The 24124-nt window shown below is 64.2% G+C and carries 20 protein-coding genes and 1 pseudogene; 14 read left to right on the forward strand and 7 right to left on the reverse strand.

Translation table 11 applies throughout. From position 1 onward, the window contains the following. The first annotated feature begins 133 nt into the window (after positions 1-133). Positions 134-631 (forward strand): FxsA family protein, encoded by a 498-nt coding sequence (locus EJ078_RS15095; RefSeq protein ID WP_067323499.1) that lies wholly within the window; start codon positions 134-136, stop codon positions 629-631. A gap of 167 nt (positions 632-798) precedes the next feature. After that, a pseudogene (secB, locus tag EJ078_RS15100) lies at positions 799-1298 on the forward strand (protein-export chaperone SecB). A 238-nt stretch (positions 1299-1536) separates the two neighbouring features. On the opposite strand, the gene dnaQ reads toward secB, so the two are convergent. From dnaQ to EJ078_RS15125, 5 genes are all read right to left on the reverse strand, one after another. Continuing rightward, entirely contained in the window at positions 1537-2244 is a 708-nt protein-coding gene (gene dnaQ / locus EJ078_RS15105) for a DNA polymerase III subunit epsilon (protein WP_095825105.1), read from the reverse strand. 74 nt (positions 2245-2318) lie between these two features. Continuing rightward, positions 2319-2924: a dephospho-CoA kinase gene (coaE, locus tag EJ078_RS15110; protein ID WP_127217282.1), complete on the reverse strand. Its 606-nt coding sequence runs from the start codon at positions 2922-2924 to the stop codon at positions 2319-2321. Position 2925: 1 nt separating this feature from the next. Beyond that, on the reverse strand, positions 2926-3759 hold the full coding sequence (locus tag EJ078_RS15115; protein ID WP_127217283.1) for a shikimate dehydrogenase: 834 nt from the start codon (positions 3757-3759) through the stop codon (positions 2926-2928). Continuing rightward, on the reverse strand, positions 3752-4351 hold the full coding sequence (locus tag EJ078_RS15120) for a Maf-like protein (protein WP_067323506.1): 600 nt from the start codon (positions 4349-4351) through the stop codon (positions 3752-3754). The genes EJ078_RS15115 and EJ078_RS15120 overlap by 8 nt, the downstream gene beginning before the upstream one ends. 106 nt (positions 4352-4457) lie before the next feature. Beyond that, positions 4458-5279 carry a pyruvate, water dikinase regulatory protein gene (locus EJ078_RS15125; protein WP_127215712.1) on the reverse strand — a complete coding sequence of 274 codons (822 nt, stop codon included), beginning with the start codon at positions 5277-5279 and terminating at the stop codon, positions 4458-4460. 402 nt (positions 5280-5681) lie between these two features. Between EJ078_RS15125 and hemE the strand changes: the two genes are divergently transcribed. From hemE to rho, 3 genes are all read left to right on the forward strand, one after another. Beyond that, positions 5682-6710, forward strand: coding sequence for a uroporphyrinogen decarboxylase (hemE, locus tag EJ078_RS15130; RefSeq protein WP_208720731.1), 1029 nt, complete (start codon positions 5682-5684; stop codon positions 6708-6710). Beyond that, entirely contained in the window at positions 6707-7243 is a 537-nt protein-coding gene (gene hemJ / locus EJ078_RS15135) for a protoporphyrinogen oxidase HemJ (protein ID WP_095825109.1), read from the forward strand. Before hemE ends, hemJ begins: the two co-directional genes overlap by 4 nt. Positions 7244-7410: 167 nt before the next feature. Further along, positions 7411-8676: a transcription termination factor Rho gene (gene rho, locus EJ078_RS15140; protein ID WP_082953824.1), complete on the forward strand. Its 1266-nt coding sequence runs from the start codon at positions 7411-7413 to the stop codon at positions 8674-8676. 188 nt (positions 8677-8864) lie between these two features. Here rho and EJ078_RS15145 read toward each other — a convergent pair whose 3' ends face one another. Continuing rightward, complete coding sequence (locus EJ078_RS15145; RefSeq protein WP_127215710.1) at positions 8865-10883, reverse strand: thioredoxin domain-containing protein; 2019 nt, start codon at positions 10881-10883, stop codon at positions 8865-8867. Between the two features lie 110 nt (positions 10884-10993). Here EJ078_RS15145 and mnmE point away from each other — a divergent pair, with 110 nt between their 5' ends. From mnmE to EJ078_RS15170, 5 genes are all read left to right on the forward strand, one after another. Next, complete coding sequence (mnmE, locus tag EJ078_RS15150; RefSeq protein WP_127215709.1) at positions 10994-12307, forward strand: tRNA uridine-5-carboxymethylaminomethyl(34) synthesis GTPase MnmE; 1314 nt, start codon at positions 10994-10996, stop codon at positions 12305-12307. A 380-nt stretch (positions 12308-12687) separates the two neighbouring features. Continuing rightward, positions 12688-14562, forward strand: a complete 1875-nt coding sequence (gene mnmG / locus EJ078_RS15155; RefSeq protein ID WP_127215708.1) for a tRNA uridine-5-carboxymethylaminomethyl(34) synthesis enzyme MnmG — start codon at positions 12688-12690, stop codon at positions 14560-14562. After that, a complete protein-coding gene (gene rsmG, locus EJ078_RS15160) occupies positions 14559-15200 on the forward strand; it encodes a 16S rRNA (guanine(527)-N(7))-methyltransferase RsmG (protein WP_127215707.1) in 642 nt (213 codons plus the stop codon). Before mnmG ends, rsmG begins: the two co-directional genes overlap by 4 nt. Before the next feature lie 17 nt (positions 15201-15217). Then, complete coding sequence (locus EJ078_RS15165; RefSeq protein ID WP_066991504.1) at positions 15218-16015, forward strand: ParA family protein; 798 nt, start codon at positions 15218-15220, stop codon at positions 16013-16015. A 64-nt stretch (positions 16016-16079) separates the two neighbouring features. Next, positions 16080-16970, forward strand: a complete 891-nt coding sequence (locus tag EJ078_RS15170) for a ParB/RepB/Spo0J family partition protein (RefSeq protein ID WP_127215706.1) — start codon at positions 16080-16082, stop codon at positions 16968-16970. A gap of 184 nt (positions 16971-17154) precedes the next feature. Here the strand turns inward: EJ078_RS15170 and holA are convergent, their stop codons facing one another. After that, positions 17155-18198 (reverse strand): DNA polymerase III subunit delta, encoded by a 1044-nt coding sequence (holA, locus tag EJ078_RS15175; protein WP_127215705.1) that lies wholly within the window; start codon positions 18196-18198, stop codon positions 17155-17157. 529 nt (positions 18199-18727) lie between these two features. On the opposite strand from holA, the gene EJ078_RS15180 reads away from it, so the two are divergent. The 4 genes from EJ078_RS15180 (at position 18728) to lpdA (ending at position 23977) form a co-directional block, all read left to right on the forward strand. After that, a complete protein-coding gene (locus EJ078_RS15180; RefSeq protein WP_127240874.1) occupies positions 18728-19960 on the forward strand; it encodes a 3-methyl-2-oxobutanoate dehydrogenase (2-methylpropanoyl-transferring) subunit alpha in 1233 nt (410 codons plus the stop codon). A 3-nt stretch (positions 19961-19963) separates the two neighbouring features. Continuing rightward, positions 19964-20977 (forward strand): alpha-ketoacid dehydrogenase subunit beta, encoded by a 1014-nt coding sequence (locus EJ078_RS15185; protein ID WP_095799561.1) that lies wholly within the window; start codon positions 19964-19966, stop codon positions 20975-20977. 12 nt (positions 20978-20989) lie between these two features. Next, positions 20990-22303, forward strand: a complete 1314-nt coding sequence (locus EJ078_RS15190; RefSeq protein WP_095825117.1) for a dihydrolipoamide acetyltransferase family protein — start codon at positions 20990-20992, stop codon at positions 22301-22303. A gap of 276 nt (positions 22304-22579) precedes the next feature. Further along, the gene (gene lpdA / locus EJ078_RS15195; RefSeq protein ID WP_127217290.1) at positions 22580-23977 is read left to right on the forward strand and encodes a dihydrolipoyl dehydrogenase; all 1398 of its coding nucleotides are present in this window, start codon (positions 22580-22582) and stop codon (positions 23975-23977) included. The last annotated feature ends 147 nt before the right edge of the window (positions 23978-24124 follow it).

The following is a 24124-nucleotide window of genomic DNA, read 5'->3' on the forward strand; positions in this document are numbered from 1 at the left end:
GTTCATTACCCAAAGCATATAGAACGGCGGGCGCAATCATTCAAATCAAAGCCAGCCATACCTATCTAAAGGTCCCAGTGCCAGCGGCGATTTCCCGCGAGGCCCGCAAAAGAAGAAAGCGACCGGTCTCAATTTGCGCATTTCGTTCATTCCCCTGTTCCTGCTCCTGCTGCCGCTTCTGGAGATCGCCGGCTTCGTCATCGTCGGCCGCGAAGTCGGCGCTTTGGCGACGATCGGGCTCGTCATCCTCTCCACCATTGCCGGCAGCCTCCTGCTTCGGCACCAGGGTTTCGGCGTGATGGCGCGGGTGCGGACGGAAATGGATGCCGGGCGCGATCCAAGCCGCCAACTCGCGCATGGCGCGATGATCGTGCTGGCGGCACTCCTGCTCATCATTCCGGGCTTCATCACCGACATTGTCGCTATCCTGCTGCTCCTGCCGCCGGTGCGCGATCTTGCCTGGCGCTTGCTCAAGAACCGCATCGTGATGGCGACCAGCTTCAGCAGCGGCTTTTCGGCCCGCCGCCGCGACAGGGTCATCGATCTCGATGACAGCGACTTTTCGCGCCAGGACGACTACAAGCGCGGGCCGGATCACAATTCCCCTTGGCGGCGGCTGAAAGACGACTAGCTCTCTTCAGGGTCCGCTCGAATAGCTGTCTCATGCGCGCCGTCGCCCCAAAACGGCTGCGCAGTTTCAGGCGGCGCGCAAAACTTGTCTTGTCCTGCCGAGCATGATAGCGAACCCCCGATTTCAATCCGGTCAGCAATGCTGCCCAGGCAAAAGGACAAAGGCTAATGGCCAGCAATGATGATGCCGCGGCAGCCGCCGCCAATGGCAACGGCAAACAGGAACAGCCCTCGCTCAACGTGCTTGCGCAATATGTGAAGGACCTGTCCTTCGAAAGCCCCGGCGCGCCGAATTCGCTGCGCGGCCGCGACAAGGCCCGGGCATCGCCATCAATGTCAACGTCAACGCCAACCCGCTTTCGGACAAGCAGTTCGACGTCAATCTGACATTGAATGCCAAGGCCTCCTTCGACCAGGAAGTGCTGTTCAACGTCGAACTGGTCTATGGCGGCGTCTTCGCCATCAGCGGCTTCCCGCAGGAGCACATGCTGCCGATCCTGTTCATCGAATGCCCGCGGCTGCTCTTCCCCTTCGCGCGCCAGATCATCGCGGACGCCACCCGCAACGGCGGCTTCCCGCCGCTGATGCTCGACCCGATCGATTTCGCGCAGATGTTCCAGCAGCGCATCGCCGAGGACCAGGCCGCCAGCAAGGTCCAGGTGAGCTGAGGCGGCGCGCCACCCATCGTATCGAGAGCCCGGCTTCGCGCCGGGCTTTTTCTTGAGACGTCTGGATTAGCGACGACATTCGTTAGGTCGTCAATTTGGGGCCGAGCAAGGAGCGGAGCGACGTTAGCGCCGTTGCACTCTGCGCAAGGGTCACGGCATGGATACTCGGGTCAAGCCCGGGTATGATGAAGGGATGGCGGTTCGGCCAATCGCGTCGGTTGGCGCCGGAGCGCCCCGCTCACCCTGCGGCCACCACCTTCAGCCACAACGCCTTTTCGCCGAGCGTGCCGACCAGCCCGGCATGTGCCGCCCGATCCGCCTCGGTGAGGCGCGGCGGCAGCGCGATCGGCCTTGCGCCGATCGAAATGTCGATATCGGCGACTTCGCCGCTGCCGTTCACCTGCACGGCCACGGTTTCCAGGACCAGTGCCGCCTGCTTGCCGCCGATGAGCTCGATATAGACCTCGGCCAGCAATTCGGAGTCGAGAAGCGCCCCGTGCTTGGTGCGGCGGGTGTTGTCGATGCCGTAGCGGCGGCAAAGCGCGTCCAGCGAGTTCGGACCCATCGGATGCTTGCGGCGCGCGATCGCCAGCGTGTCGACGATGCGGCCGGGATCGATGGCCGGATGACCGAGCCGGCTGTATTCGAGGTTCAGGAAGCCAAGGTCGAAAGTGGCGTTGTGGGCGATCAGCTTGGCGCCGTCGGTGAAGGCCAGCCATTCCTCGGCGATTTCGGCGAAGGTCGGCTTGCCGGCCAGATCCGCCGCGCTGATGCCATGCACGGCCTGCGCCTCGGCGTGAATGGCGCGGCCTTGCGGATTGATGAACTTGTGGAAGGTGCGGCCGGTCGGGAAACGGTTGACCAGCTCGACGCCGCCGAGCTCGATGATGCGGTCGTCGCGCAAATCGAGGCCGGTGGTTTCGGTATCGAAGATGATCTCACGCATTCGAATCAATCCGCTCTAAAGAGCAGAATCACAAACCGGAACAAAATGGCAATGGGGACTGCTGACAGCGGCCGTCAGGAAGCGTTTTTGCCGGACTTATCCCCGGTCAATTCGCTGACGATGGCTGCCACCGCCGCACGTGCGGCATCAAAACCCTGGCCGGTGTCGACGATGAAATCCGCCTGACGGCGTTTCTCGGCGTCAGGCACCTGCTTGGCGAGGATGGAAGCGAATTTATCTTCGCTCATGCCGGGCCTGGCGAGCACGCGGGCGCGCTGGATCTCGGCCGGCGCGGTGACGACCACGACCTTGTCGACGCGATTGCGGCCGCCGGTCTCGAACAGCAGCGGAATGTCGAGCACCGCAATCGGCGCCCCGGCCGCACGATGCCGAGCCAAAAATGCATCGGCGTCGGCCCGTACCAGCGGATGGATGATCGCCTCCAGCTTTTTCAGCGCGGCGGGATCGCCCAGCACTGTCTCGGCCAGCCTTGCGCGATCCACCACGCCCGCTTTTGTCGTGCCGGGAAAGGCTCGTTCGACCAGGGGTGCTGCCTTGCCGGCATAGAGGCGATGCACGGTCTCGTCGGAATCATGCACCGGAACGCCGGCCTCGGCGAACATCTTTGCCGTGGTCGACTTGCCCATGCCGATCGATCCGGTGAGGCCGAGCACGATCATATCAATGCGCTTCGATGTCGGCGACGATCATGCGCCGCAATCGCGGCGTCACCTCAGGCCGCTTGCCGAACCAGCGCTCGAAGCCGGGCACGGCCTGGTGCAGCAGCATGCCGAGGCCATCGACCGTCTTCAGGCCGCGCGCCCTGGCGGCAGCAAGCAGCGGCGTCTCCAGCGGCACATAGACGATGTCGGTGACGATGGCGTGGCCGGGCAGACCGGCCGGATCGGCGGCGAGGGTCTCGTTGCCATGCATGCCGAGCGCGGTGGTGTTGATGAGCAGGCCGGCGTCGGAAAGCAATTCGCCAACCGCGCCGGCGCCATGCGCCGAAACCCCGGCGCCGAACCGGTCGGCGAGTTCCTCAGCCCTTGCCAGCGTACGGTTGACGATGCGGATGTCGTTGAGACCTCGGTCCTTCAGGGCGTAGATGACGGCGCGGGAGGCACCGCCCGCGCCCAACACCACGGCCGGACCATTCGCCGCCCAGCCGGGGGCGTGTTCATCGAGATTGCCGGCAAAGCCGAGAGCGTCGGTATTGCCGCCCCACAGCACGCCGTCTTCCAGCCACAGCGTGTTGACCGCGCCGATGGCTTCGGCGGCCTCGTCGCGGCGTTCGACCAAGGCGAAGGCTGCTTCCTTGTGCGGGATGGTGACATTGCCGCCGCGATAGCCATTCTCGCCGAGTGATTTCAGGAATGCTGCGAAATCCTCCGGCCGAACGTCGATCGCTTGGTAGCTGCCGTCGATGCCGTATTCCTCCAGCCAGTAGCGGTGGATCTTGGGCGAGCGGGAATGCGCGATCGGGTGGCCGGTGACGAAGGCCCGCTTCTCAACCATCGATCGCTCCCAATGCGCGCAGCTCCTTCAGCACCGGCAACAGCGGCAGGCCGACGATGGTGAAATAGTCGCCCTCGATCCTTTCGAAGAGCTGGATGCCCTCGCCCTCGATCTGGTAGGCGCCGACACTCGCCAGCGCCTTGGCGCCGACGCGCGCCAGGTGGCGGCCGATGAAGGCGGGATCGAGCTTGCGCATGGTGAGGCTGGCGATGCCGACATGGCGCCACAGCACTTCGCCATCGCGGCAGAGCACGGCGGCGCTGTTCAGCTGATGGGTCTTGCCCGACAAGGCCAGGAGATGCCTCCGCGCCCCTTCCATATCGGCCGGCTTGTGGAAGATTTCGTCGCCAAGCGACAGCGTCTGGTCGCAACCGAGCACCAGCGCGCCCGGCCGGCGCTCGCTGACCTCGGTCGCCTTGGCTTCGGCAAGGATCGAAGCGACATCCTCGGGAGACACGCCGCTGTCCTGCAAGGGCGCCTCGAGCGCGCGCTCGTCGACGTCTGCCGGCACCGCCTCGATGTCGAGCCCGGCATTGATAAGCATTGCCTTGCGGAACGGGCTGCCCGAAGCGAGGACGATTTTGCCGGCCATACTGGTTCACCAACGGTTGCGATCCGTCCAGCGCCCGTCATCCGTCTCGGCGCTATGCGCCGAGCCACCTTCTCTCAGGACGGAATGCTCACTTATATCGCCTGCCCTAGCGCGTCTTGCCCCGCAGGGCAACGATCGCCGCCGCGGTTTCCTCGATCGAGCGCCGGCTGACGTCGATCATCGGCCAGCCATGCCTGGTGCAGAGCTGACGCGCATAGGCGAGCTCCTCGGCGATGGCGGCGCGGTCGACATAGTCGGTCGGCACGTAGTTGTTGCTGTTGCCGAGGATGCGGTTCTGGCGGACATGCGAGATGCGCTCGGCCGTGGCGACGAGGCCGACGATCAGCGGCGTCGTGGCGTTAATCAGGCTGTCCGGCAGCGGCACGCCGAGCACGATCGGAATGTTGGCGGTCTTGATGCCGCGATTGGCGAGATAGATGCTCGTCGGCGTCTTGGAGGTGCGCGAGATGCCGATCAGCACGACATCGGCATCGTCCATGTTGGCCGGCAACTGGCCGTCGTCGTGTTCCATGGTGAAGTTCAGCGCATCGATGCGGCGGAAATATTCGGCGTCGAGCACATGCTGGGCGCCGACGCGCCGGCCGGCCGGCGTGCCGAGATAGGACTGGAAGACGCTGAGCACGGGCTCCAGCACCGAAACGCAGGGCAGGCCCATGGCGGCGCAGCGCTCGTCGATGCTGCGCGCGAGCTTCTGGTCGACGACGGTGTAGAGAATGATGCCGGGCTCCTCCTCGATATCCTCGAACACCTTGGCGACCTGCTTTTCCGTGCGGATCAGCGGATAGATGTGCTCGATGGCGCGCGCGTCCTTATATTGCGCGGAGGCGGCGCGGCCTGCCGCCAGCAGCGTCTCGCCGGTGGCGTCGGAAATCAGATGCAGATGGAAGAAGCTCTGGGGTTTGTTCACAAGAGTTGGTTCCAGACTGTGGGCAGATGTGGACAAGGTTGGACAGAAAGGTCGTGACGTCGAAGGCGACTGTATCAGATGCCACCTTGTCCACAATTCGCCCCGCTGTAGGCTTTGTCGGGGCGCTGGGGACAAAACCGGGGATCAACTTTTCTTGGCCGATATCATCCACAGCTCGAGGTCCGCAGCAGAAGAGCCAAGGCGCTGACTCGAAAGCCTGAATCCAGTTCGTCCCCAGATCGCTCCAAATTGAGAAAGCGGCTGCGCGACAATATGCTGACTGGCCTTTTCGAGCGGCAGGCGGGACAGGTCGCAACCACCACAACCAACAGACTCTTAGAATCAGAAGACTCTTTTAAAATAGATATTTGATTTAAGAGACCTGGAGAGGGCGAGCACTGGATGGCTGGGAAACGGATCATGCTGGACGTCCTCAAGGGCGAGACGGTTTCACCGCCGCCGCTCTGGATGATGCGCCAGGCAGGGCGTTATCTGCCGGAGTATCGCGAGACCCGGAAGCGGGCCGGTTCTTTCCTCGATCTCTGCTATGATCCGGATCTTGCCGTCGAGGTGACGCTGCAGCCGATCGAGCGCTTCGGCTTCGATGCTTCGATCCTGTTCTCCGATATCCTGGTTGTGCCCGATGCGCTGGGACGAGATGTCCGCTTCGAAGAGGGATACGGGCCGATCCTCAAGCCGATTGCGGCAGCCGAAATCGAGGGCCTGGACGGCGAAACGTTTCACGTGAATCTCGAACCGGTCTACGAAACCGTCCGCCGTCTGCGTGCGAAGCTTCCGGTGGAAACGACCTTGATCGGCTTCTGCGGCGCGCCCTGGACGGTGGCGACCTATATGATTGCCGGCCACGGCACACCGGACCAGGGACCGGCCAGGCTTTTCGCCTATCGCGAGCCGGAGGCCGTTGCGCGGCTCCTGAAGATACTGGCCGACCATTCGGCCGCCTATCTCATCCGCCAGATCGAGGCCGGCGCCGATGTGGTGGAGATTTTCGACTCCTGGTCGGGCGTTCTCGATGAAGCGTCCTTTGAGGCGTTTTGCATCGAGCCCGTTGCCGAGATTGTCCGGCAAGTGAAGGCCGCGCGTCCGGATGTTCCGGTGATCGGGTTTCCCAAGGGCGCCGGCGAGCGCTATCGCGATTACAGGAAGAAGACCGGGATCACCGGGCTCGGGCTCGACTGGACCGTGCCGCTGTCGATGGCAAAGGAATTGCAAAGCGAAGGCGCGGTGCAGGGCAATCTCGATCCGCTTCGCCTGGTTGCCGGCGGCAGGGCGCTGGCCGACGGCGTCGACGCCATCCTTCGCACGCTGGGCAACGGGCCGCTGATCTTCAATCTCGGCCACGGCATCACGCCGGAAACGCCTGTGGCACATGTCGAGGCCATGGTGAAAATGGTGCGGAGCCATCGATGACAGAGACGATCAACGAGAACAGCGCCGGCCAAGCGATGAAGCGCATGTTGATCGGCATCGTCCTGCTGGTCGTCCTGACCGCCCTGCTCTTCCTTGTGGCGCCGGACAGCTTCTATCCCTGGGCGAAGGCAATCCATGTGATTGCCGTCATCGCCTGGATGGCCGGGATGCTCTATCTGCCCCGGCTTTTCGTCTATCATGTCGACGCCGAGAAAGGCTCCGTGCAGTCCGAGACCTTCAAGGTGATGGAGCGCCGGCTGCTGCGCGCCATCATCAACCCGGCGATGACCGTGACCTGGGTGTTCGGGCTTTGGCTCGCCTGGAAGGGCTTCGGTTTCCAGGGCGGCTGGCTGCACGCCAAGATCCTCGCCGTGCTGCTGCTTTCGGGTCTGCACGGCTATCTCGCCGGCGCGGTGAGAAAATTTGCCGAGGACAAGAACGAAAAGCCGGCGAGGCACTGGCGGATCGTCAATGAACTCCCCACATTGCTGATGATCGTCATCGTCATCCTGGTCATCGTGAAGCCGTTCTGAGGCTTCCCCACACCCGGCAAAAGGCGGCTTGCTCTTTCAGGCGACCGACGATAAAAGACGGGTCTTCCTTCCCGTCATGCGCCGCCCCTTTCTCGCTTTCGGCCGCGCCCGGCATTTGTCGCATCCAGCCGATTTTTTCTCCCCAAAGCCTACCCAGAGTCCATCTAATGCAAGAAATGAAACTCGCAGAGTTCAAGAATAAGAAGCCGCCGGAGCTGATCGCTTACGCCGAATCGCTCGAGGTGGAGAACGCCAGCGTCATGCGCAAGCAGGAGCTGATGTTCGCGATCCTGAAGAAGCTCGCCATCCAGGATGTCGAGATCATCGGCGAAGGCGTGGTCGAGGTGCTGCAGGACGGTTTCGGCTTCCTGCGCTCGGCCAACGCCAATTACCTGCCAGGTCCCGACGATATCTACATTTCACCGTCGCAGATCAGGCGCTTTTCGCTGAAGACCGGCGACACGGTCGAAGGGCCGATCCGCAGCCCGAAGGAAGGCGAGCGTTATTTCGCGCTGCTCAAGGTCAACACCATCAATTTCGATGATCCGGAGAAGATCCGGCACAAGATCCACTTCGACAATCTGACGCCGCTCTACCCGACCTCGCGGCTGAAGATGGAGGTCGACAATCCCCCGACCAAGGACATCTCGCCGCGTGTGATCGACCTGGTGGCGCCGATCGGCAAGGGCCAGCGCGCGCTGATCAACGCTCAGCCGCGCACCGGTAAGACGGTGCTGTTGCAGAACATCGCGCACTCGATCACCGCCAATCATCCGGAATGCTACCTGATCGTTCTTCTGATCGACGAGCGTCCGGAGGAAGTCACCGACATGCAGCGCTCGGTCAAGGGCGAAGTCATTTCCTCGACCTTCGACGAACCGGCAGCGCGCCATGTGCAGGTCGCCGAAATGGTGATCGAGAAGGCCAAGCGCCTGGTCGAGCATGGGCGCGATGTCGTCATCCTGCTCGATTCGATCACCCGCCTCGGACGCGCCTACAACACCGTGGTGCCGTCATCCGGCAAGGTGTTGACCGGCGGTGTCGACGCCAACGCGCTGCAGCGTCCGAAGCGCTTCTTCGGCGCCGCCCGCAACATTGAGGAAGGCGGGTCGCTGACCATCATCGCCACCGCGCTGATCGACACCGGCAGCCGCATGGACGAAGTCATTTTCGAAGAGTTCAAGGGCACCGGTAACTGTGAAATCCAGCTCGACCGCAAGGTGGCCGACAAACGCATCTACCCGGCGATCGACATCCTCAAGTCCGGGACCCGCAAGGAGGACCTTCTGGTGCCGCGTTCGGATCTGCAGAAGATCTTCGTGCTGCGCCGGATCCTTGCGCCGATGGGAACGACCGATGCGATCGAATTCCTCATCGACAAGCTCAAGCAGACCAAGACCAACGCGGATTTCTTCGATTCGATGAATACCTGATCGGGCGCCGAGGGACCGGTCCTTTCTTCGGCATACAAGGCGGAGCAAGGAGCGAGGCGACGCTGCGCAGAACCCTAAGTCCACGCCGTTGTTTTTTGAGCTTTGCGGCGGTGCAGAATTCCGCACCGCCGCATTCGTCGGAAGCGCCGCGACATAGATCCTGGGTCAAACCGAGGAGACGAAGCTGTTTATTCCCGCCGCAACAGCTTCTCCAACTCGCCCGCATCCGTAACCGCCGGCAGGCATGTCTGTCCGCTGCAGAACCAGGCTCCCGGCTTGTCCGTCGGCGGCAGCACGCCGCCCGGCAAAAGCGGTTGATTCGCTTCCGTACCGATGGGCAGTACGACATCGACCCGGCGTGGATCGGAACTTCGATTCGCCACCGGAACAAGGCTTGAGGAATCAAGCTTGTCTATGATGACGAGCTTCAGCGGTTCGAGCGCCAGCGCGCACGCGTTGATGATGCCGGCCTGGCCGTAGGCTTGCTGCGCGGCGCGACCCATGGCGTGTTCGGCTGTCGTCCATGCCTTTGCCCAAAGATGGTGATCGCCGGTAAGGGACGAGAGCCGGACCAGCGCCTCGACGATCTGGCCGGTGGCGGAGGGGATTGCCTCATCGACATCGCCGCGGATACGGATCGGCACATCGACGCTGTCGGACGCCGTCAGATAATAGCCGGTCTTTTCAGGATCCTGATGCCAGCGGTCGAGCCGATCGATGAACTGCCGGGCATGGTCCATATAGGCAGAACTGCCGGTTGCCTCGAACAGCGCGATCGCCGCGTTGGTCATGGCGGCATAGTCGCTCGACAGCGCCGGGAAAAGCTTCTTGTCGCCGAGCATCGAGTGCGGCAGGCGGCCGTCCTTGCTGGCTTCGACGATGTGGGCGAAGGCCTTGACGGCGGCGTCCACCCAGTCGGCTCGCCCGAAGGAGCGGCCCGCTTCCGCGAGGGCCGCAATCATCAATCCGTTCCAATCGGTAAGCGCCTTGCCGTCGCGGCCGGGCCTGACGCGATTTTCTCTGGCAGCTAGCAAATTCGCCTTCAGCGCTGCGAGCTGAGCGTCATCGCTGATTCCCTGGCGCTGCTGTGCCTCGCTGTGGCGGATGATGGGCTTGCCTTCCCAGCCATGCGGAGCGGCGAGCTCGAAATATTGGAAGAAGCGAGCGGAATCAGCACCGAGTGCGGCTTCAACCTCTTCCCCGCTCCAGGTGTAGAACAACCCCTCCGCGCCTTCGCTATCGGCATCGAGGCTGGCGGCGAAGGCGCCGCCCTCGACGCGCATTTCCCGCAGCAGCCAGGCCACGGTTTCCTCGATTCGCTTGCGAAACAACTCATTGCCTGTTGCCGCGAAGGCCCAATTGCACATGCGGATGAGCTGGGCGTTGTCGTAAAGCATCTTCTCGAAATGCGGGACCAGCCATTCGGCATCGGTCGAGTAACGGCTGAGACCGCCGCCGACATGGTCGTAGATGCCGCCGGCGAGCATTTTTTCCAGGCTGATGAGCACGGCGTCGCGATGGGCGGTCTGGCCGTCGCGCAGCCAGGACAGCCACAGACTGTGCATGAAGGGCGCGTTGGGGAATTTCGGCGCGCCGCGCAAGCCGCCGAGATCGGGGTCGATCATGCCCTCGATGCGGCCGGCAAGATCGGCAAGCGTGCCGCGGTCGAGCACCGCCTTTCCCTTCGCGCCGGCCAGCCGCTGCTCGACATGGGTCGTCAGCGCGTCGGCGCTTTGGCCAAGGCTCTCCTGCTTCTCGCGCCAGGCCTTGTCGACCGCCTCCAGCACGTGGACAAAGCCCGGCCGTCCATAGCGCGCCTCGCGCGGAAAATAGGTGCCGCCCCAGAAAGGCTTGCCATCGGGGGTGAGGAACATGGTCAGCGGCCAGCCGCCCTGCTCGCCCATGGCATGGAGTGCCGCCATGTAGATCTGGTCGATATCCGGGCGCTCCTCGCGATCGACCTTGATATTGACGAAGAGGCGGTTCATGACGGCGGCGACGGCATCGTTCTCGAAGCTTTCATGGGCCATGACATGGCACCAGTGGCAGGCGGCATAGCCGATGGACAGCAGGATCGGCCGTCCGAGTTCCTTCGCCTCGGCAAGGGCGGCCGGAGACCAGCCCCGCCAATGCACGGGATTGTCGCTGTGCTGCTGCAGATAGGGGCTGGCCTCTTCGGCAAGCAGGTTTCGCGCGGGCAAGGTCACAATGAGCGGCTCGGCTTGGTTGATGAGCAGGCAATTCCGGGAAAGCTACGGCTGACGTCCGGAACGGCGCCTGAAAGAAGATACCTAGGGTGGTTCGGCAGGTCGGGCAAATGGCAACCTCGAAGGAAAGTATCGTAGCGCTGTCGAGCGGTCGCCTGCCCGCCGGCATCGCCGTAATCCGCATCTCCGGCCCCAAGACTCGATTCGTACTCGAAACGATTGTCGGTGGCGGTATTAAGGATCGCTTTACCACGTTGCGCAAGCTGATGGCAGCGGACGGTTCGGTCATCGATCACGGGCTTGTCGTGTTCTTTCCTGGACCTAGCAGCTTCACCGGCGAGGACGTTGGCGAGTTCCATGTACACGGCAGCCGCGCCGTTGCGGCAAAAATGCTGGAAACGCTCACGGGCTTTGCCGGCGTCAGACATGCCGAGCCTGGCGAATTCACGCGGCGCGCCTTTCTCAACGGCAAGCTCGATCTGGTCGAGACCGAGGCGCTGGCTGACCTCGTCAATGCCGAGACGGAGGCGCAGCGACGCTTTGCCGTGCGTAACGCCGAGGGCGCGCAGAGCGAGCTCTATTCGGGGTGGCGCCGGCGGTTGATCCATGCTCGAGCAATGATCGAGGCGGAAATCGACTTCGCTGACGAGGAGGATGTGCCGGGTTCGGTCTCGAAGGCAGTCTGGACCGATGTGGCGGCGATGGCCGACGAGATCGAACGCCACATTCAGGGGTTCAGGTCGGCCGAGATCATTCGCGATGGCTTCGAGGTCGTCATCCTCGGCGCGCCGAATGCCGGCAAGTCCAGTCTGTTCAACGCCCTGGCCCAACGCGAGGCGGCAATCGTCACCGACGAGCCAGGCACCACGCGCGACCTGCTGGAGGTGGTGCTGGACCTCCACGGGATGAGAGTGCGGGTGGTCGATACGGCAGGCCTGCGCGAGGCCGCCGGCAAGGTGGAGACGATCGGCATCGAACGAGCGCGTGCCAAGGCCGGTGGCGCCGACCTGGTTTTGCTGCTGGAGGATATGGTCGATCCACAGCCCGTCGGCGCGGTTCCGACAGGTGTTCCGCTCCTGAGGATCGGGACCAAAACCGATCTCATGGGAGCGCGTAGAGGGGCCTATGATTTGGCCATCTCTTCCAAGGAAGGTATCGGAATTTCGGAACTGCTGGACGAGATTGCGGGTCGCGCCGCTGCCGCAGTCGGAGGGGCCGGTGATATCTTGCCGTCGAGGCTCCGCCATGTCGAGCTGCTGGAGGAGGCGAAGGATTTTCTCTTGGCGGCGCTGTCGGGGCAAAGCCTGGAGCTGCGCGCGGAAGAGTTGCGGGTGGCCACGGACCGGCTTGGGCGAATTATCGGCGCTGTCGATGTCGAGGATATGCTCGACGTCATCTTTTCCCAGTTCTGCATCGGCAAGTGATTTACGTGGGACGCGGGGCGGCTGTGCGCTCCGGATGATTCACGTGAAACAACGGCAGGATGCGGCGGATGGTGTTTCACGTGAAACGAGTCCGGGCTCCAGACGCGTCGCGTGCTAGCCAAACGGCGCTGCTCCTCATTGCCTGCCTCGTAGAAGGCGAGGACGGCTGGCCACTAAAGCAACGGCGCTGATTCGCAGCGCTTGAGAAGTGAAAAATCGTCTGTGGGATAAGCGCCTTCCTTCCTTCGGGACGAAGTCGGACAGGCAGACCACTGGCACGCAGCCCCATCCCCGGCGATCACCTCCGCAACGGACTGCATCCTTGACAGCGGAGGCTGGCGGGGACATGTGTCAAAGCATCTCTGAAACGGATTCTTGCAATGACCAATCACTATGACGTGGTGGTGGTGGGCGGCGGCCATGCCGGATGCGAAGCGGCGGGCGCGGCTGCGCGCGCTGGCGCCAGGACGGCGCTGGTGACGCTGCGCTTCGAGACGATCGGCGTCATGTCCTGCAACCCGGCCATCGGTGGCCTCGGCAAGGGTCATCTCGTGCGCGAGATCGACGCCATGGACGGGTTGATGGGCCGCATTGCGGACGCTGCAGGCATCCAATTCCGCCTGCTGAACCGCCGCAAGGGCCCGGCGGTGCGTGGGCCGCGGACCCAGGCCGACCGCAAGCTCTATCGTCTTGCCATGCAGGCGGCGATCCGCGAGCAGGCCAATCTCGACGTGGTGGAAGGCGAAGTCCTGGACCTCGAGATCGAGGACGGTCGGGTTGCGGCCGTGCTGGTCTCCGGTGACAGGCGGCTCGCCTGCGGCGCCGTGGTGCTGACGACCGGCACGTTCCTGCGCGGGCTGATCCATATAGGAGAGAGGAAGATCGTCGCCGGCCGGATGAACGAGCAGGCGAGCCATGGGCTCTCGGCGACGATGGCGCGGGCCGGTTTCAAGCTCGGGCGGCTGAAGACCGGGACGCCCCCTCGCCTCGACGGCCGCACCATCGATTGGGCCTCGCTGGAAGGCCAGGCCGCAGACGATCAGCCGGTGCCGTTCTCGCTGATGACAGACCGCATCGCGAACCCGCAGATCAACTGCGGTATCACACGCACTACGCAGGCGACACATGAGTTGATTCGCCTCAATTTGAAGCGTTCGGCGATGTATTCTGGCTCGATCGAAGGCGTTGGGCCGCGCTACTGTCCCTCGATCGAGGACAAGATCGTCAAGTTCGGCGACCGCGAGGGTCACCAGATCTTCCTCGAGCCGGAGGGCCTCGACGACGACACCGTCTATCCGAACGGCATCTCGACCTCGCTGCCGGAAGAGGTGCAGCTCGACATGTTGAAGACGATTCCCGGGCTGGAACGGGCGACGATGCTGCAGCCGGGATACGCCATCGAATATGACCATGTCGACCCGCGCGAGCTCAAGCCGACGCTGGAGACGAAACGCGTCGCCGGGCTTTTTTTGGCGGGGCAGATCAACGGCACCACCGGCTACGAGGAAGCCGGCGCGCAGGGCCTGCTTGCCGGCATCAACGCCGCGCGCAGGGCATCGTCAAGCGAGTCAGTCGTGCTCAGCCGCACCGAAGCCTATGTCGGCGTGATGATCGACGACCTCACCAGCCGCGGCATCGCCGAACCCTATCGCATGTTCACTTCGCGGGCGGAGTTCCGGCTTTCGCTGCGCGCCGACAATGCCGACGAGCGGCTGACGCCGCTGGCCGACCGCTTGGGGATCGTCTCCTCCGAGCGGATGCAACGTTTCGGCGCGGTCAGTGTGAAGCTCGACGCTGCCCGCGCGCTGGCAAAGTCGATCGCCTTCACGCCGAATGAAGCCGCGCGGCATGGACTGGAGATCAACCGGGACGGCGTTCGGCGTTCGGCCTACGACCTTCTCGCCTATCCCGGCGTCGACATGGCCTGGCTGACGCGGATCGAGCCACGGTTTGGCGAACTCGACCCCAACACGGCAGAGCGGCTTGAGACCGAGGCGAAATATTCCGTCTATCTCGAGCGCCAACAGGCTGACGTGGCGCAGATCAGGCACGAGGAATCGCGGCTCATTCCGGAGACCATCGACTTCGCGGACGTGCCAGGCCTTTCCAATGAGCTGAAGCAGAAGATGAAGGCACGCCGGCCGCGCTCGATTGCCGACGCGCAGCGCATGGAAGGGATGACGCCAGCGGCTCTGGCGATCATTGTCGCGCATGTTCGCAATGCCGAGCTGGCTGCACGAAGGTCGGTCGCGTGAGTGGCGATGCCTGGGCGGACCTGCAGAAGGCAGCGGGTCCGGTTTCACGTGAAACATTCGAGCGGCTGCAGGCCTTCGAGCGGCATTTTCAAAAATGGAACCGCAGCATCAATCTGGCGGCGCCATCGACGCTAGACAACGTCTGGCGCCGCCACATCCTGGACAGCGCCCAGCTTGCGCGAATCGCGCCGACCGCAATGCGCTGGGTCGACCTCGGCTCGGGCGGCGGCTTTCCCGGATTGGTACTCGGTTTTCTGCTTGCAGAGCGGCCGGGCGCCACGATCGATCTGGTTGAAAGCAACCGCAAGAAGGCGTCGTTCCTGCAATCGGTCGTCGGCCAATTCGGCCTACCGGCGCGCGTGCTGGCGCGACGCATCGATGACAGCTATCCACTTGTTTCTGCACCGGAAGTCGTTACCGCGCGGGCATTGACGGCGCTTCCGGACCTGCTCGATCTTGCCGCACCCTGGCTGACCAAGGGCGCGCGTTCGCTTTTTCACAAAGGCCGGGATTACCGGGCCGAAGTGGAAGAAAGCGCTCACCGCTGGACCTTCGATCTGGTAGAACATCCAAGCATGACAGACGCTCATGGCGTCATTCTGGAAATCACCGATCTGCACCCGGCGACCCCGCAATGAATCACTGGCATCGACCCATGAAAACTGGACCGCGTATCATCACCGTTGCCAACCAGAAGGGTGGCGTCGGCAAGACGACCACGGCGATCAATCTGGCGACGGCGCTGGCCGCGATCGGGGAGCGCGTGCTGATCGTCGACCTCGATCCGCAGGGCAATGCCAGCACCGGGCTCGGCATCGAACGCAAGGATCGCACCGTCTCGTCCTATGACGTGCTGACCGGCGAGCTCGAGCTGGAGGCGGCCGCGGTGCCGACGGCGGTGCCGGGCTTGTCCATCGTGCCCTCAACCCTCGATCTGCTCGGCATCGAAATGGAGATCGCCTCGGCGCCAGACCGGGTGCTGCGCCTGCGCAATGCGCTGCGTGCGGCAGCCGCGCGCGCGGCGCCGTTCGGCTATGTGCTGATCGACTGCCCGCCGTCGCTCAATCTTTTGACTTTGAATTCAATGGCGGCGGCCGATTCCGTTCTGGTGCCGCTGCAATGCGAGTTCTTCGCGTTGGAAGGCCTTAGCCAATTGCTCGAAACGGTCGAGCAGGTGCGCGGCACGATCAATCCTGACCTCACCATCCAAGGCATCGTGCTCACCATGTTCGATGGCCGCAACAACCTCGCCAACCAGGTGGTGCAGGATGTGCGCGCGCATATGGGCGACAAGGTCTATGAGACGATCATCCCGCGCAACGTTCGCGTTTCCGAGGCGCCTTCCTACGGCAAGCCGGCAATCCTTTACGACCTCAAATGTTCCGGCAGCCAGGCCTATCTGCAGCTTGCCTCGGAAGTGATCCGCCGCGAGCGCAAGCTGCGCGCCGCCTGAATAGCGCAGGCCGAATTTCACTAATCAGTAGCCGATTCGACTCCAAAACGATCTGGACGGAATAATGAGCGAAGACCAATCGAGAAAAAGACTGGGCCGCGGCCTCGCGGCGCTGATCGGCGAGATCGATCGTCCCGTCGCGCCCGAAAAGCCGAGCGCGGTCGCGGCGGATGGCAAGGTGCCGATCGAGTTCGTCAGTCCGAACCCGAAGAACCCGCGCCGGCATTTCGGCGACGCCGAACTCACCGACCTCGCCCAGTCGATCCGAGAGCATGGCGTGGTGCAGCCGGTGGTGGCGCGGCCCTCGCCGTCGCAGCCCGGCCGCTACGAGATCATCGCCGGCGAGCGGCGCTGGCGCGCCGCGCAGCGCGCAGGGCTGACCGAAATCCCGCTCATCGTGCGCGACGTCAACGACCGCACCGCGCTGGAGCTCGCAATCATCGAGAACGTGCAGCGCGCCGATCTCAATCCGGTCGAAGAAGCGCAGGGCTATCAGCAGCTGATCGACGAGCATGGCTACACGCAGGCCGATCTCGGCCAGGTGATCGGCAAGAGCCGCAGTCATGTCGCCAACACGCTGAGGCTCCTGAAGCTGCCTGACGTCATCCGCGACATGCTGGTCGACGGCGCGTTGTCGGCCGGCCATGCCCGCACGCTGGTCACAGCCGGCGATCCGGCGGGGCTCGCCAAGCGCATCGTCGAGGAGGGGCTTTCGGTGCGCCAGGCCGAGGCGTTGGCGCAAATGCCCGCGGGACCGACACCCGCCAAAGTAAGGTCCGCGCCGAGCGCGCCGGAAAAGGATCCCGACACGCTGGCCTTGGAAAAGCTGATGACCGACACGATCGGCATGATTGTCTCGATCGAGCATAAGGCCAAGGGCGGCACGCTGCGGGTCGACTACCGGTCGCTGGATCAGCTCGATGAGTTGTGCCGGCGGCTGAAGGACGACCGATAAATTGCTGATTTACATGAAATTAGCCGACTAATAAAGTTCTCGATTAAGTTTAGATCTCGGCTGATATATTGGTGATAGGCACAACAAGGGGGCCGGCCGCTGCGCCGGCCTCTTCTTTTTTGCGGCGCCCGCGATAGCCGAAGGCGCCGGCCAATCGCCTCACAGGGGGAGGTTGGCTGATCGCCTACCTCTGCGCCAATCTCGCGCTTTCCACCGCGATGCCGAGCAGCGCCTGACGGGCCAGCGCCTTCGACAGGTCGGGCCGCTTGCGCGTCTGCAGCACAGCCGTCTGCAGCCGGTTCAGCGCGCGGCCGAGGGCTTCGCTGTTCCAGCGCTCGAGCGTCTTTTCCACCAGCTTGCGGCGCGAGAAGAAGACCGGCGGGCGCGCTCCCGCCACGACCGAGGCGGCATTGCGGCCGCCGGATTCCATCTGGCCGCGCATGACCTGGATCGCCTGCAATTGCCGCATCGCCGAGGACAGCACCAGGAAGGGATGGCCGCCGGACGCACAATGCCGGGTGAAGGCAATGTCGAAATCTCCGACCTTGCCGTCGAGCATCGCGTCGACCGCACCGTCGAAGGAGGCGCCGGAGACATCGCCGGACAAGGCGTTGACGTCGTCGAGGTCGATCTCCTTCTTGCCATGGGCGTAGAGCACCAGCTTGTCGATCTCGCCGCGCGAGGCCAGACGGTCGCCGCCGAGATTGCGGCGCAGCGCCTGGCGGGCGTCGAGCGTCATCGACATGCCGGCCTTGCGCAGCTCGTCGTCGATCACCGTGTCGAGATCGCGGGCCTCGTCGGCATAGCAGGGCAAGGCGATGGCGTTCCCGGCTGCCTCGACGATGGCCCGCAGGCCAGTGCCCTTCTTCAGGTCGCCCGCCTCGATGAGGATGAGAGCATCCGGCGCCGGCTCCGCCGTCAGCGCCTTGATGTCGTCGGCCAGCGCCTTCTGGCCGCTGGCGTTGCGGACCCAAAGCAGCCGCCGGTCGGAAAACATCGGCACGGTGCGCGCCTCGTCGAGCAGACGGCCTTCGTCGCGATCGACTTCCGCGCCATCCAGCTTGACCACTGAGAAAGGGTCGTCGAGCGGCAGCCCGGTCTTCAACGCGAAGGTCTTGGCCCGCTCGGCGACCAGGCCACGATCGGGGCCGTAAAGCAGGACGATGGCCATGGCCGGGTCCGGCCGCGCCAGCCACGAATCGACCTCGTATCCCTTCTTCTGTGCCATGCGGGGTGAGTTAGCATGAGGCGGAGACGGAGTGAACGGAGAAGCGGCCGGCCTCTCTTCATCCTCGGGCTTGACCCGAGGATCCATGCCGTGACTTTTGCCGGGGAGCGCCAGGGTGCAGAATATTCTCTAACCGCCGCAACGCGTTGACGTCGCGGCATAGATTCCAGGGTCTGCGCGCGTCGCTCCGCTCCTTGCTCCGCCCTGGAATGACGATCCTGAAGCAGAGTCTGTCACGCCCCTCTGCCCTGCCGAGCATCTCCCCCACGACGGTAGAGATTAGCTGCGTCGGCCGGCGCGCATGCCTTGATTGTCTTTTGTGGCGGCAAACGCTCCGCAAACTTCCGCCAAATTGCGCGACGCTTGCAAACATCGACAAGAAATTTCGGCGCCATATCTGCATCTTATCGGCCATGTGCCGCATCGGCTCGACGAGGCTGATGACCGGGGGGACGGCCGCCATCTCGCCCGATGAAATGGCGGCGCGGATGTGCAAGTATCGCACCGGCAACATTGGAGGACGAAGGTCATGGCCGATGCTGGAATGTTGCGCTTTCATGTTCCCGAGCCCGAGGTTCGGCCCGGCGGCACGCCCGACTTCTCGAATGTGACAATTCCCAAGGCCGGTTCGGTGCCGCGGCCGGAGGTCGATGTCGATCCGCGCACCATCCGCGACATGGCCTTCTCCATCATCCGCGTGCTTAACCGCGCCGGCGAAGCGGTCGGGCCATGGGCCGGGCTGCTCACCGACGAGGAACTGCTCGAAGGCCTGCGCCATATGATGGCGCTCAGGACCTTCGATGCGCGCATGCAGATGGCGCAGCGCCAGGGCAAGACCTCTTTCTACATGCAGCATCTGGGCGAAGAGGCGGTGAGCTGCGCCTTCCGCAAGGCACTCAAGCCTGGCGACATGAATTTCCCGACCTATCGGCAGGCTGGCCTGCTCATCGCCGACGGCTATCCGATGGTTGCGATGATGAACCAGATCTATTCCAACGAGGCCGATCCGCTGAAGGGCCGGCAGCTGCCGATCATGTACTCCTCGAAGGAGCACGGCTTCTTCTCGATCTCCGGCAATCTGGCGACGCAGTACATTCAGGCGGTCGGCTGGGCGATGGCCTCGGCGATCTCCAACGATTCCCGCATCGCCGCGGCCTGGATCGGCGACGGCTCGACCGCGGAATCCGATTTCCATGCGGCGCTGGTCTTCGCCTCGACCTACAAGGCGCCGGTCGTGCTCAATGTCGTCAACAACCAGTGGGCCATCTCCACCTTCCAGGGCATTGCCCGCGGCGGCTCCGGCACTTTCGCCGCGCGCGGTCTCGGCTTCGGCATCCCGTCGCTGCGCGTCGACGGCAACGACTATCTCGCCGTCCATGCGGTAGCCAAATGGGCGATCGAGCGGGCGCGTCGCAATCTCGGGCCGACACTGGTCGAATATGTCACCTATCGCGTCGGCGCGCATTCGAGCTCGGACGATCCGTCGGCCTACCGGCCGAAGGCGGAATCGGACGCCTGGCCGCTCGGCGACCCGATCATCCGGCTGAAGAACCATCTCATCCACAAGCAAGTCTGGACGGAACAGCGCCACATCCAGGCGGAAGCCGAGATCCTCGAAACCGTGATCGCGGCGCAGAAGGAAGCCGAAAGCCACGGCACGCTGCATGCCGGCGGCAAGCCGTCGACGCGCGACATGTTCGAGGGCGTCTATGCCGAAACACCGCCGCATCTCAGGCGTCAACGCCAGCAGGCGGGGGTCTGATCGATGCCCAGACGCACCATGATCGAGGCGATCCGCGACGCCATGGATGTCTCGATGGCGCGAGACGAGCGCGTCATCGTCTATGGCGAGGATGTCGGCTTCTTCGGCGGCGTGTTCCGCTGCACGCAGGGCCTGCAGGCCAAATACGGCAAGAACCGCTGCTTCGATGCGCCGATCAGCGAATCCGGCATTGTCGGCTCGGCGATCGGCATGGCCGCCTATGGGCTGAGGCCCTGCGTCGAGGTGCAGTTCGCCGACTATGTCTATCCGGCTTACGACCAGATCGTCTCGGAGGCGGCGCGGCTGCGCTATCGCTCCAACAACGATTTCACCTGCCCGATCGTCGTCAGGATGCCGACCGGCGGTGGCATCTTCGGCGGCCAGACGCACAGCCAGAGCCCGGAAGCGCTGTTCACGCATGTCTCCGGCCTCAAGACAGTGGTGCCGTCCAATCCGCATGACGCCAAGGGGCTATTGATCGCCGCGATCGAGGATCCGGACCCGGTCATCTTCCTGGAACCGAAGCGGCTCTACAACGGCCCCTTCGACGGCCATCACGACAACCCGGTGACGCCTTGGTCGAAGCACGAGCTCGGCGAGGTGGCGGATGGCCATTACACCGTACCGCTCGGCAAGGCGGCGATCCGCCGGCAAGGCTCGGCGGTCACCGTGCTCGCCTACGGCACCATGGTCTATGTCGCGCAGGCCGCGGCCGCGGAAACCGGCATCGATGCCGAAATCATCGACCTCAGGACGCTCCTGCCGCTCGACCTCGACACGATCGTCACCTCGGTGAAGAAGACCGGGCGCTGCGTCGTCGTGCATGAGGCGACGCTGACCTCCGGCTTCGGCGCCGAGCTCGCGGCGCTGGTGCAGGAGAACTGCTTCTACCATCTGGAGGCGCCAGTGGCGCGGGTCGCCGGCTGGGACACGCCCTATCCGCATGCGCAGGAGTGGGAGTATTTCCCCGGCCCCGCGCGGGTCGGGCGCGCGCTCGTCGAGACCATGGAAGCCTGAGGGGGCCGGACGATGGGCGAATATGTCATCAAGCTTCCCGATGTCGGCGAAGGCGTCGCCGAGGCCGAGCTTGTCGAATGGCATGTCAAGATCGGCGACCTGGTGCGCGAGGATGCGGTGCTGGCGGCCGTCATGACCGACAAGGCGACCGTCGAGATCCCCTCGCCGGTCGATGGCGAGATCCTCTGGCTCGGCGCCGAGATCGGCGACACGGTGGCGATCGGCTCGCCGATCGTGCGGCTCAAAATCGCCGGCGAAGGCAACGTGAAAGCAGGCAGCGGTGCCAAGGCCGCGCCGAAGGCAGAAGCGCCGGCCGAGCCCGTGGAGGCAAAGTCCCAACCGCTGTCGGACGCCTCGAAAGCGGCGCCGAAACCGGCACAGATCCCGGCCCAGCCTTCCGTCGCGGCACCGAAGGCTGGGCGCCCGGCGTCCGTCATCGGCGCGCCGCGCGCGGAAGGCGAAAAGCCGCTGGCTTCTCCTGCCGTCCGACTGCGCGCCAAGGAAGCCGGCATCGATCTGCGCCAGGTTGCAGGCAGCGGTCCGGCCGGGCGCATCAGCCATGAGGACATCGAGGCCTTCCTGGCGCGCGGCCCGCAGCTTGCCCGCGCCACCGGCCTTGCCCGCAAGGAAGGCATCGAGGACATCAAGGTCGTCGGGCTGCGGCGCAAGATCGCCGAGAAGATGGCGCTCGCAAAGTCGCACATTCCCCATATCACCTATGTCGAGGAGATCGACGTCACGGCGCTGGAAGAACTGCGCGCGGCGCTCAACAAAGAGAAGCGGCAAGACCGGCCGAAGCTGACGCTGCTGCCGTTCCTGATGCGGGCAATGGTCAAGGCGATCGCCGATCAGCCGAACCTCAACGCGCTGTTCGACGACGAGGCCGGCGTTATTCACCAACACGCGGGCATCCATGTCGGCATCGCCGCCCAGACGCCGACCGGGCTCGTCGTGCCGGTGGTCAAGCATGCCGAGGCGCGCGACCTCTGGGAAAGCGCCGCCGAGATCAACCGGCTTGCCGACGCGGCCAAGTCCGGCACGGCGACGCGCGATGAGCTTTCCGGCTCGACCATCACCATCACCTCGCTCGGGGCGATGGGCGGCGTGGCGACCACGCCGGTCATCAATTATCCGGAAGTGGCGATCGTCGGCGTCAACAAGATCATGGTGCGGCCGGTATGGGACGGCGCGCAGTTCCTTCCGCGCAAGATTATGAATCTGTCGTCCAGCTTCGACCATCGCGTCATCGACGGCTGGGACGCCGCGGTTTTCGTGCAGCGGATCAAGGCGTTGCTTGAGACGCCGGCGCTGATCTTCGTGGAATAGTCGTATGGATACGGACGACGTTGCCCCCTCGTCATCCTCGGGCTTGACCCGAGGATCCATGCCGCGACCTCGCCCGAAGGGCGCGGCGGACCAGAATTCTGGACCGTTGCAACGCCTTCACGTCACGGCATGGATCCTGGGGTCTACGCGCGTCGCTACGCTCCTTGCTCCGCCCCAGGATGACGAGATTCCACGGATATCGACCAATCGCCACGGTCTGCGTTCGCCAGGCCCTAACCCTCTGCCAAAATCCCCGTGCTCAGCAACGAGAAGCCCATGAAAGAGATCTCCTGCAAGCTGCTCGTCATCGGCGCCGGTCCGGGCGGCTATGTCTGCGCCATCCGCGCCGGGCAACTCGGCGTCGACACGGTGATCGTCGAGTTCGGCAAGCCGGGCGGCACCTGCCTCAATGTCGGCTGCATCCCGTCCAAGGCGCTCATTCACGCGGCGGAAGAGTTCGAGAAGGTCGCGCACATGGCCGGCGGCAAGGGGCCGCTCGGCATCGCGGTCGCCCCGCCGACGCTCGACCTGACCAAGACGGTCGCATGGAAGGACGGTATCGTTAGCCGGCTAAACAGCGGCGTCGCTGGGCTGCTGAAGAAAGCCAAGGTCAAGACAGTGCAGGGCTGGGCGACGTTCTGCGACGGCAAGACCGTCGAGGTCGAGACCGAGACGGGAAGCCAGGTGATCCGCGCCGAGGCGGTGGTGATCGCCAGCGGCTCGGTGCCGGCCGAACTGCCGTTCCTGCCCTTCGGCGGCCCGGTCATCTCGTCGACCGAAGCGCTGGCGCTGAGCGAGGTGCCGGACAAGCTCGCCGTCGTCGGCGGCGGCTATATCGGGCTCGAGCTCGGCATGGCCTTCGCCAAGATGGGCGCCAAGGTCGCCGTGGTCGAAGCCCTGCCGCGCGTGCTTGCGCAATATGATGCCGAGCTGACGCGGCCGGTGCTGAAGCGGCTCGGCGAGCTCGGCATCGAGGTGATGCTGGGTGCAAAGGCCAAGGGGCTGTCGACCAAGGGCGATGCGCTGCTGGTCGAGACGGCAGATGGCAAGAACGCCAAGATCGCCGCCGACAGGGTCCTGGTGACGGTGGGGCGCAAGCCGCTCACCGAGGGCTGGGGGCTGGAGCAGATCGACCTCGATATGGTCGGAAGATTCATCCGCATCGACGACCAGTGCCGCACCTCGATGCGGGGCATCTACGCTATCGGCGATGTCACCGGAGAGCCGATGCTGGCGCACCGGGCGATGGCGCAGGGCGAGATGGTGGCCGAGATCGTCGCCGGCCACAAACGAGGCTGGGACAAGCGCGCGATCCCGGCGATCTGCTTCACCGATCCCGAGCTGGTCACCGCCGGCCTGTCGCCGGACGAGGCGAAGGCGCTCGCCGGCGAGATCAAGATCGGACATTTTCCGTTCGCAGCCAACGGCCGCGCCATGACCAGGCAAGGCGAGGACGGGTTCGTGCGCATCGTCGCCCGCGCGGACAACCATCTGGTGCTGGGCATCCAGGCGGTCGGGCAGGGCGTTTCGGAATTGGCCGCGGCCTTTGGCCTTGCGCTCGAAATGGGCGCGCGGCTGGAGGATATAGCAGGCACCATTCATGCGCATCCGACCCAGGGCGAGGGCTTCCAGGAAGCGGCGCTGAAGGCGCTCGGGCACGCGCTGCATGTTTAGAGGGAGCGGGATCTCCCCCCTTGAGGGGGAGATGGCCGGCAGGCCAGAGGGGGTCGCCGCGCGTGAAGCGCCGACTTCCGTCTTTGGCTTTCACATGCGCTGCACTGGTTGAGAGGACCCCCCTCTGTCGCCTTTGGCGACATCTCC

Source organism: Mesorhizobium sp. M1A.F.Ca.IN.022.06.1.1 (genome assembly GCF_003952605.1).
GTDB lineage: Bacteria > Pseudomonadota > Alphaproteobacteria > Rhizobiales > Rhizobiaceae > Mesorhizobium.